The organism is Flavobacterium sp. T50_26 (genome assembly GCF_057652995.1).
In genome coordinates, this window is the sequence record NZ_JBYFCC010000072.1 from 1 (window position 1) to 274 (window position 274).

At 68.2% G+C, this 274-nt stretch carries 1 protein-coding gene; it reads left to right on the plus strand.

Annotation, left to right across the window (positions count from 1 at the left end):
• On the plus strand, positions 1-240 hold a 240-nt coding region (locus AC23MC_RS16485), incomplete at its 5' end, for a hypothetical protein (RefSeq protein ID WP_487570662.1).
• Between the last annotated feature and the right edge of the window lie 34 nt (positions 241-274).

The following is a 274-nucleotide window of genomic DNA, read 5'->3' on the forward strand; positions in this document are numbered from 1 at the left end:
GCCAAGTACGACGCGAAGCCCGACCAGTTCGCCGCGCAGGCCTACACCGGCATGTACGTGATCGACGCGGCGGTGCGGGCCAACTGCTCCGGCGAGCCGGACGACATCAAGGCCGGCCTCGCCGGGATCACGGACCTCGACACCGTCCTGGGCACCTTCTCGATCAACGCCGACCGTGACGCCGAGCACGAGGCCGTGGTCCAGGTGGTCGAGGACGGCACGTTCACCGTCCTCGACTGATGCAGCAGCTCCTCAACGGGGTCTTCCTGGGCTC